This is a genomic window from Flavobacterium macrobrachii, assembly GCF_014486675.1.
In the GTDB taxonomy this organism is placed as follows: Bacteria; Bacteroidota; Bacteroidia; order Flavobacteriales; family Flavobacteriaceae; genus Flavobacterium; species Flavobacterium macrobrachii.
The window spans coordinates 1-9928 of the sequence record NZ_JACTAC010000089.1 but is presented as its reverse complement, the minus strand read 5'-3'; the positions used below and the strand labels follow the sequence as shown (position 1 = coordinate 9928).

10 protein-coding genes are annotated in these 9928 nt (G+C 32.2%); 1 reads left to right on the top strand and 9 read right to left on the bottom strand.

The genetic code is table 11. The features are described 5' to 3' along the window. The 9 genes from IAI56_RS14260 to IAI56_RS14220 form a co-directional block, all read right to left on the bottom strand. Window positions 1-766 (bottom strand): PAS domain-containing protein (locus tag IAI56_RS14260; protein ID WP_187658506.1); only part of this gene is annotated, 766 nt, incomplete at its 3' end. A gap of 1 nt (window position 767) precedes the next feature. Then, entirely contained in the window at window positions 768-2507 is a 1740-nt protein-coding gene (locus tag IAI56_RS14255) for a nitric oxide reductase activation protein NorD (protein WP_187658505.1), read from the bottom strand. A gap of 20 nt (window positions 2508-2527) precedes the next feature. After that, a complete protein-coding gene (locus IAI56_RS14250; protein WP_112112164.1) occupies window positions 2528-3307 on the bottom strand; it encodes a CbbQ/NirQ/NorQ/GpvN family protein in 780 nt (259 codons plus the stop codon). Between the two features lie 13 nt (window positions 3308-3320). Next, window positions 3321-4583, bottom strand: a complete 1263-nt coding sequence (locus IAI56_RS14245; RefSeq protein WP_187658504.1) for an alginate export family protein — start codon at window positions 4581-4583, stop codon at window positions 3321-3323. A gap of 4 nt (window positions 4584-4587) precedes the next feature. After that, on the bottom strand, window positions 4588-5163 hold the full coding sequence (locus tag IAI56_RS14240; protein ID WP_112112165.1) for an SCO family protein: 576 nt from the start codon (window positions 5161-5163) through the stop codon (window positions 4588-4590). Further along, window positions 5160-6008, bottom strand: a complete 849-nt coding sequence (locus tag IAI56_RS14235; protein ID WP_187658503.1) for a formylglycine-generating enzyme family protein — start codon at window positions 6006-6008, stop codon at window positions 5160-5162. Before IAI56_RS14235 ends, IAI56_RS14240 begins: the two co-directional genes overlap by 4 nt. A gap of 11 nt (window positions 6009-6019) precedes the next feature. After that, window positions 6020-7450, bottom strand: a complete 1431-nt coding sequence (gene nirK / locus IAI56_RS14230; RefSeq protein WP_171221840.1) for a copper-containing nitrite reductase — start codon at window positions 7448-7450, stop codon at window positions 6020-6022. A gap of 13 nt (window positions 7451-7463) precedes the next feature. After that, entirely contained in the window at window positions 7464-8804 is a 1341-nt protein-coding gene (locus IAI56_RS14225; RefSeq protein WP_171221839.1) for a cbb3-type cytochrome c oxidase subunit I, read from the bottom strand. A gap of 10 nt (window positions 8805-8814) precedes the next feature. Further along, the gene (locus tag IAI56_RS14220; protein ID WP_171221838.1) at window positions 8815-9249 is read right to left on the bottom strand and encodes a c-type cytochrome; all 435 of its coding nucleotides are present in this window, start codon (window positions 9247-9249) and stop codon (window positions 8815-8817) included. 169 nt (window positions 9250-9418) lie between these two features. Here IAI56_RS14220 and IAI56_RS14215 point away from each other — a divergent pair, with 169 nt between their 5' ends. Next, a complete protein-coding gene (locus tag IAI56_RS14215; RefSeq protein WP_112112169.1) occupies window positions 9419-9853 on the top strand; it encodes an RrF2 family transcriptional regulator in 435 nt (144 codons plus the stop codon). Window positions 9854-9928 lie beyond the last annotated feature (75 nt).

Genomic DNA, 9928 nt, shown 5'->3' with positions numbered 1-9928 from the left:
CCGTATCAACGCTTTTTGGTGGGTGACAAAAGCGAACTTCTCTTCCAATAACCCCAGCACTTCTTGGGAAAACTCTTTCTTCACCTCGGTTATAAAAAATCACCTTATCATTTTCATCTACATAGGTTAAATCGATAGGTAATGTTTTGAAAAGTAGGTTTGCTTGTTCTACAGTCATATATCCTTCATCATAATGTGCTGCTTTTTCATCAAAAACGACTTCAGTTCTTCTTTCAGTATCTTGTGATGGATGAATGTACTCAGGTTCGTTTGGATAGTTTGGTGGAACATCGGCTAACATCCAACCAATTTCATCTTCCCCTCTTCGCATTACCTTCCAGTCATCATCAGATAAAATTTCTAATGCATTAGGAAATAAAACGGTTTCTTCCACTTCCAATAATCTATTTATGTTTTGTATTGCTAATTCGGTATTGTGTTTTGCTGAAATCAAATTTTTGTCTTCAATGTTTTGTCTAACAATTCTAAAGATTTGTCTAATAATATCATGAAAAGACCACATATTCTGTGATGGTCCAGTCCAATCTTTTTGTTCAAGAAATGGGAAAAGTTGATTTTCTTTACGTTCAAAACGTTTTTCAATTGTTGCCAGTTGGTTGAATAAATTATAAAACTTCTGAAAGTCATTATTGATGTCAACGTGAATAAGGTCATCTGTAATAGAATGAATTAGAAGTGTTTCATCTAAATAATTTTGAATTGGATGTCCTTTTTCTAATTTTTTATTTTGGAATTCTGATGTCATTTTAATTTTGTTTTATTTTTTCGTACAACTTTACCATTGATTGTAGTAGTTCTGTTGGTGTTGTTAGAATTTGATAGTGATTTTGTCCAAACATTTGAGGTAAATAATATTTAGCTTGTGCTTCAATTGCCAAGGCATAGGAACTAATATCTCTTTGATTTAATTCTCGTAAGGCTTGTTTCACATCGTTAATTCCGTATTTGCCTTCATACTTGTCATAGTCGTTTGGTTTTCCGTCAGAAATGAGAATAATCCACTTGTTTTTTGTACTTCGCGTGTCTAATCTTGCTCCAGCATGACGCAAAGCAGCACCAATTCTTGTATAGCCAGATGGTTCAATTGCACCTACTTTATTTTTGGCAATAGCCCAATTTTCATCAAAATCTTTAACAGTTAAAAAGGTCGAAAAATTTCGTGTTTTGGAGTAAAAACTATCAATTGAAAAGTCGATATTGAATTCGTTTAATATTTCGCCAAACAAAATAGAAACTTGTTTTTCAACATCAATTACTCGGTTTCCAGCTGCATAACTATCACTTGATAAACTAATGTCTAAGAGTAATAAAATGGACAAATCTTTTTCTTTTTTCCGGTTGGAGAGATAAATTTTATCGGAAGGTGTTTTTTTCGAATGAATATCTACGTATAAATCTGTAATAGCATCAATATCAAATTCTTCGCCTTGGTTTTGACGCTTTTGTTGCTGCATTTTGTTGTTCAAATTGGTTAAAATTTTTCTTAAATTTAATAGTGTTGAATTGTTCTTTAATATTGTATTTTGATAGTATTTGGAATCTATTTTTAGTTGAATTTTTGGATATACTTTACAGAAATGGTCTTTGTATTTTCTTTTTTCAAAATCCCATTCGTCATAAGTTAAATGAAAACCATTAGAATCGATTTCGGCACTTTCAGAGATTGAAGTGTTTTCAGTAAATTCCGCTTGATAAACAGAATGAGCAGTATCGTCAACACGAACAGTGAATTTCATATTAAGATCTTCAATAGCGTTTTCGTGTTTTTCTAAATCGTCGGAACCATCAAAATCACGCCAGTTTCCATTGAACTCTTCGGCAGTTTCTACTTTCTCAAAACTATGAAGCAATACATAATCTTCTTGTTGTTTTTTATCTATTTCAACGGTAGTTATTTCTTCAACAGCTTTTGCTTGCAATGTTGTAGTAATTTGTTCTGAATTAGGTTTTTTTACTAAATCCGAAAAATTTTCTAATATTGTTTCAGTGTTTTCTTCATTATCATTTTGCATCAACTTGCCATAAATCCATGAATAATCGGCTGTGTTTTTTGGAGTTGTTTTAGCTTCAAAATGCGATTTTAAGTTTTGATAAATAACTTTTGAATTGGGATATTTTTGAAACAATAAGGTTAAAATATCCTCCTTATTTTGTTCAGACAAAACTTCATCTAACGTTAAATTTATTTTCAATTCAGATTGAACACTTAGAAATAATATTCTAAAAAAATAAAAACCTAAATTGGCTTCTTTTGTAGCAAATTCATTAAAATAAATAGGAAGAAAAAAATTGTTATTTTTATAACCACCTTCTCGTTCAGCAGGAAAAAGTTCAATGGCATTTCCTGTAATTGCTCTTGCTAAAATGGTCAAACGAGGTTTAATATCCTTTAAGAAGATAGCATTATTATCTAAAAGAATTTTATTCTTATTTCTTTTTTTGAAATATTTAGAAACGGTTCCAAAAAGTAGCTCGTCTATATCCATTATTAAGTTTTTATGACTGATTATATCATCAAATCACACAAATCTTTCAATGACTGAACGGTTTGCAAATCGTCGGTTAATGGCTCCACTATTGCAATGTGAGTAGAAAGTCGTTTGGGTAATCCGCTTTTAATTAGAGTTGCCGCATTAACTAATAGTCGTGTCGAAACAGTTTCGGTTAATCCAAGTTCGGTTAGATTTCTTATTTTTGAACCAATCGCAACTAGTTTTTTAGCATTTTCAGCATCAACTCCAGTTTCGTTAATAAGAATTTCTATTTCTTGTTTGGTTTCAGGATAATTGAACGAAAGCGCCGAGAAACGTTGTTTTGTTGAAGGTTTCAACTCTTTAAAACCACGTTGATAACCAGGATTAAAAGAGGCAACAAGCATAAAATCTTCATGTGCTTTTACAGTAATTCCTAATTTGTCAATAAACAACTCTCTACGATGATCAGTAAGTGAGTGGATGGCAACAATAACATCAGGTCTTGCTTCTGCAATTTCATCTAAATAAATAATTGCGCCTTCTTTTACGGCTGTGGTCATTGGTCCGTCAACCCAAATAGTTTCGGCTCCTTTTATGATATATCTTCCAATTAAATCGGTTGAAGAAGTCTCTTCATGACAGGCAATGGTGATGAGTTTTTTTTCCAATTTATGCGCCATATATTCAATAAAACGCGATTTTCCTGTTCCGGTTGGCCCTTTTAAAAGTAGCGGAATTTTATTGGAATAAGCATGGGAAAAAATTTCTTCTTCTTTTCCTACAGAAAAATAGTATGGTATTAATGAAGCCATTTTTTTAGAATTATTATGGTTTTACTTCAGTTTTGTAATTAAATAGATTAGGGTTTATTTTTATAGATATAAATCCCCAATTATTGCCTGCATTTTTATTTCCACCTTTTAAAACTTCCATTGATGTTGTTGCAAACATTTGCGAAAAACCTGCATCAATTGTTACATTCTCATACATTTTGTAGGCTAAAGTAAAGTCTAATTCGGTTCCTAAATAATTGTCTTGTTTTTCACCAGCTTTATAAATTGATGCTGCTGAGGCAAAATAATGAGGAGTTAGTTTGGCAGAAACTTTATTTTTTTCATATTCTAATGTTGCATAAACATCAGTTAAACCAACAGAATTTATATGATTTCCAACATAAAAATAATCCATATAACCATTAAACTTATGATTAGTTCCGTATAATGGATTAAACGATTTCACATCGGTTGAAGTGTCATTTTGATCTTTTCCTGAAAGACTTTCGAAACCTAAAGTTGCATTTAGATTTGTTGAAAATTTGTACCCAACATTTGCAGATAAATAGTTTGCATTAACTGAATTGTCAGATAGTTTTCCAGTCTGTAAATAAGCTGCTCCATTGATATTTAAGTTTCCGTTTTTGTAAACCAATCGCGAACCTAATGTTTGGCTGTAATCTACTTTTTCTTCTGTTCCAACTAAATAAGGCATTCCGTTGTTTAAAACTAAAACACTCAATCCTATTTTCTTAAAATCAGTATGATACCATAGATATTGCAATGATTTGTATTGATTTAAAGCATAGTTTTCTTCGAAGTTGGTTTCTTTATTTGCATTGTATGCAACACCAAAATGAATTTTATTTGTTGCGTTAGGTGCAAATTTTAATACAAAGGCATCGTGGCTTCTTGCTTGCATTGCCCAATCAACATTGCCAAAAATTCTTGCATCATCATAATTAATTTCTTGACGTCCAACTTTAAAAGCAAATTTTTCATTCATTGCAACTTCTCCGTACCCTTCATGAAACGAAGAGGCGATATCGTCTTTAGAGTTAGTCAAAGCATCGCCCCAAGTTCTAACATTTTGAGGTGAAACCACTAATTTTATATTTTTAAATGAATAGTCAAAAATCAACCTTGTTCTTTGAGATATAAAAGAAGCGGATTCTTCAGTATCGGGTTTTAGCGTTCCATAACCATTTCTGTTTTCAAAGCGCGCTCTTAAATCGGCATTAACATTAAATTGTTGTGCTGAAATTGTAACTGTTCCTAAAAGGCCAATAAGAACTGTGTATATATGTTTTTTCATGATATTATTTGTATACGGTTTCAATTATTTTATCTACAGTTTCTTTGTTGTTTACGCCCAAACCTTCTTGCTGATGAATTAATATACCTTTCTTATCAAAAACACTGATAATGTTGGAATGAGAAAAATCCATTGGTGCAATTTGTTTGTATTTTACAGATAGAACATTGGCAAACTCTTGTACTGTTGTTTTTGTTCCTTGTAGAAATGTCCAATGTGGTGCATCCATAAAATTGGCTTTTGCAAACGTTTTTAATCTTTCAGGAGTATCTACTTCGGGATCAATACTTACTAAAACAAAGTTTAAATCGGAAAGTTTGTCTTTGGGCATTTTAGATTCAATGTCTCGCATATCGGCTACTAATCTTGGGCAAGCGGCTTTGCAACTTGTGTATATCATTACCATTACGGTAACTTTTCCTTTAAAGTCTTTTATTTCTATGGTTTTGTTGTCTTGAGTTTTCCATTTGCTCGTTAAATTAAAAATAGATTCGTCTGAAATGGATTTATTTGTTATTTCGGCGTTTTTTTTGCAGCCAAAAAGAGATATTGCTATAAAAAAGAGGATTATTTTTTTCATGGTTTTTTTGTATTTAAAGTGTCTTTGACACATCTAAAACCTAAATTTTTCACTGCATAATTTGCTTTTACACTTCCTCGAAAAGCATATCTAATGAACGCAGCATAATTCATTAAATCGGAAGCATTTAGTGAACCACTTCCACAGAATAAATTTTTATCTGTAGTTACATCACTTCGAGATTCACCAGTTAATAAAATTGAATTAAAATCGGAAGTCCATTCCCAAACTAAACCGTGTAAATCATATACACCATAATAGTTTTTGAAGGTTTTTCCAATTTCATTGTTAAACGTTTTTGGTTTTTCGTACCAGTCTAAAATATATTGATTGTATGCTTCTACTTTTCGAGCATCGGCCATTTCTTGATTTGCCATTGCTACAAATTCCCATTCGTCAACGGTTGCAAGTCGTTTACCTTGACATTCGCAATAAGCATTTGCCGCATACCAAGAAACGTTTGTAACTGGACTCTTTGGTTTCATATCTGTTGCTAAAATGGTATCCTTTTTCCAATTGTTTAGATAATTATCATCTGCAAAAAGTTTTTTTACTTCGGATTTTCTCCATCTTTTGTTTTGTTTTACAAAAGCTAAAAAGTTTTCGTTTGAAACAGGATAGACATCCATAAGTAAATCACTTACTTCTACAGCTTTATTTTTTTTTCCGTAAAGAGGAACATATTTTCCGCCTTTTATAGAAACCATCGGTGTTTCCACTCCAAAAGAAACGTCATTTGGAGTAGAAACTGATGGAATAGTTATATTATCTAGAGTATTCAAATCCTTATCTTTAGAACAAGAAACAAACACAATTACGACAAACAGAAAATATAACTTTTTCATTGAACTAATAATTATTTTTTACTTCTAACAGCTTTAACCATTGCTGGTGTAACTTCTTTTTTAGAATTGCCCCAAGTACTATAAACATAGGTTAACACATTGGCAATTTCATCGTCAGTAAGCGTTTGAGCAGTCATCACACTGTTGTATTTTTTACCATTTACAACAATTTCGCCCGTTTTTCCTTTAAGTACAATTTCGATGGCTCTATTCACATCAGCATTTAAGTAATCAGACTTGGCTAAAGGAGGAAATGCATTCGGCAAACCTTCACCAGTTGCTTGATGACAGGCAAAACATGTTTTGGCATAAATTGATTTTCCCTCAGCAATTCGTTCAACAAGAGTTACTGCTTTTGGAGCTTTAGCGCTTGTTTCATTTGGCATGGTTTGAATGGTACCTCCTTCAGGATGATAAACTTCATCCGATTGAGTTCCTGAATAAATCGTTTTGTTTTCGTCTCCACTAACATTTATTAAACCTAAACTACCTTTGTTAAAAGTTCTAAAAATAGAATGGTCTACTATCACTAATGATCCAGGAACATCAACTTTAAAGTCAACAATTGCAGCTCCACCAGCAGGAACAAGCGTTGTTTGTACATCATGATTTACGAGTGAACCACCTTCTACATGAACATTGTCAAAAATTTCTCCAATAACATGGAATGAAGATACTAAATTAGGACCACCATTTCCAACAAATAGACGAATAGTTTCACCAACTTTAGCTGTAAGTGCATTATCACCAGTTAACGAACCTGTTTTCCCATTAAATACTACATAATCTGGTTCTTCTTTAACGGCTTTTGCCATATCAAAAGGTTGTAGTCCTTTTTCTCCGTTAGCACCTTTAGTATAAAAATCACCTTGCATAACGTAGTATTCTTTATCTACAGGAGGCAAACCACCTTCTGGTTCAACCAAGATAAGCCCATACATTCCATTAGCAATATGCATACCTACAGGTGCAGTTGCACAATGGTAAACATACAATCCTTGATTCAATACCTTAAAAGAAAAGGTTACTTCATGTCCAGGAGCAACAAATGAGGACTTTGCGCCACCACCAGGGCCAGTTACTGCATGTAAATCAATATTGTGAGGCAGTTTATTATCAGGATGGTTTTTTAAATGAAACTCCACTTCATCACCAATTCGAGTTCTGATAAAACTTCCAGGTACAGAACCTCCAAAGGTCCAATAAACATATTTTACTCCATCTGCCATTTCACCTTCTTTCTCAATAATTTCCATATTGACAATTAGTTTTTTGGCAGGTCTATCTCCAACTGGTTTTGGCACAAATGGCGGAGCTGTTAATTCGGCATTCATACTTCCTTCAACTTTTATTTGTGATGCATCTACTTTTTTGTATTCATCATTTTGTTTGCATCCGATAAATGTAACTGAAGCAAAAATTAGGATAAATATTTTTTTCATTTCTTTTAATTTTTTAATTATTTTCTATTTCTAAAGCTTCATCTGTTGGTTTGCCATATTTAATAAAATCATATATAAATAGACTTATACCAACTGTAAACATTGTTGCGCAAATAAGTAACACAACAAAATGAATTTCAGTTTCTTTTTGAACCTCCATAAACTCCATTTTTAGTTTGCGCTCCATATATACTTGAGCAACACCAGCAACACCAAATGCAACAGTCATTCCAAGGATTCCAATATTTGACAGCCAAAATGCAGCATTTCCTTGTACGCTATTGTAGCGTTTTCTGCCAGTTAAGTTTGGCAAAGCATAACTAATAATTGCTAAAACAATCATTGCATAAGCACCCCAAAAAGCATAGTGACCATGCATTGCAGTGACTAATGTTCCGTGTGTGTATAAATTTGTTTGTGGTAATGTATGAGCAAATCCTAATAATCCTGCACCAATAAAAGATACAATTGCTGAACCAATAGTCCAGAATAATGCAATTTTGTTTGGGTGGCTTTTTTCTCCTTTTCTATACATATTAACTGCAAATAATGCCATTGCAAGGAATGCTAATGGTTCCAATGCAGAGAATATTCCACCTACGATTAACCAAATTTTGTTAACACCAATATAATAGTAGTGATGTCCAGTTCCTAAAACTCCTGAAAGGAAAGTTAAACCAATGATTACATACAACCATTTTTCAATAACTTCTCTGTCAACTCCCGTTAGTTTTATTAATAAATATGATAAAATACCACCCATTATTAATTCCCAAACACCTTCAACCCATAGGTGAACAACCCACCAACGGAAGAATGAATCCATTACTTGGCTATCAAACCAAATCATTCCAGGCAAGTATAGCAATGCTGCAAATAATAATCCCATTGATAAAACCAAGGCAGTTGTTGTTTTGCGTTTTCCTTTGAATAGAGTTCCTAAAATAAGTCCTAAAAACAATAATACATTTACAACAACTAGAAAGTCTAATTCTCTAGGAATTTCAAGAAATTTTCTTCCTTCCCAAAGGTTGAAGTGAAAACCAATTACGGCTACAACACCTACAATAGCTAATGAAATAAGCTGTATATAAGCCCATTTTACGCTTATCAATTCTCGTTGTGCTTCTTCAGGAATGATGTAATAAGCAGCTCCCATAAAACCTGTTAGTAACCAAACTACTAATAAATTAGTGTGTACTGCTCTAGCAGTATTAAATGGAATGATGTCATGCAGTCCTTGCAATCCAATTCTATCAAAGCCCATGATAAAGCCATATATTATTTGTAATGAAAATAATAACATACATAAGGCAAAAAACCAATAAGCTATTTTTTGTGATTTATATTTCATAATATTAAATTTATTGTTTGTCTTTTGCTAATGGAGAAACTATTCTGTCGAATCCATTCAAATCGATTTTTCCAATCCATTTAAAGTAAGCAATTACAGCTTCTGCTTCTTCATCGGACATTGCATAAGCAACCATTTTTCTACCTCTAGGTTGCCAAGGTTCTTTAGACATTAGAACTGCTTTTACATAAGCATCTCCTCTTCGGTCTATAACTTTTGTTAATTCAGGAGCATAATAAGCTCCTTCTCCAAGAATAGTGTGGCAACCCATACAATTGTTGGATTCCCAAATTTCCTTCCCTTTTACAACTTGAGCATCAATTTTGCCATAGTTGGTTTGGTCATTTTTTGGCATGAAGGAGTAGATAGTTAGCCCAATAAAGACTAAGAATGTTACCACGGTTCCACCTAGAAAAAATGCCCTTGCTTGTGATTTTGATAGCATAAATTTTAGTTTTAGTTAATTAATTTGATAAAAGATAATAATGTCCTTTATTAATTCTTAACAAAATTCCGAATAGATGTTCTTATAAAACATGATAAAAATCATAACTGTTAAATAAAAGATAAAATTGTCTTTTATGATGCTAATTTAATATTTTTGCCATAAAAAAATGTTTTCAAAGAGTTGTGAATATGGAATAAGAGCTACAATTTTTATTGCTACACATTGTTGTAAAGAAGGAAAAGTAGGATTGAAAGAAATTGCTAAAGAAATTGATTCTCCAATTGCCTTTACTGCAAAAATTTTACAAGTTTTAGTTAAAAATAATATTGTTAAATCTAGTAAAGGAGTTGGTGGAGGTTTTATGATTTTAAAAGATGAACTAAAAAGCATTAAGCTAGTTAATATTGTTAATGCGATTGATGGTGATTCAGTTTTTTTAAGATGTGGTTTAGGGTTAAGCAATTGTTCTGAAGAGCACCCTTGTCCTGTTCATGAAAAATTTAAGTTTGTAAAAAAAGATTTAATTTACATGCTAGAAAACACTTCACTTGAAGAATTATCCTTAGGCATTAAAAAAGGACAAACTTTTTTGAAATATTAAAATATTTTAAAAACGTAAAACCTCTGTCATAATACCAAAACGGATTGTATTGATTTGGTGTTGAAAATATATGTT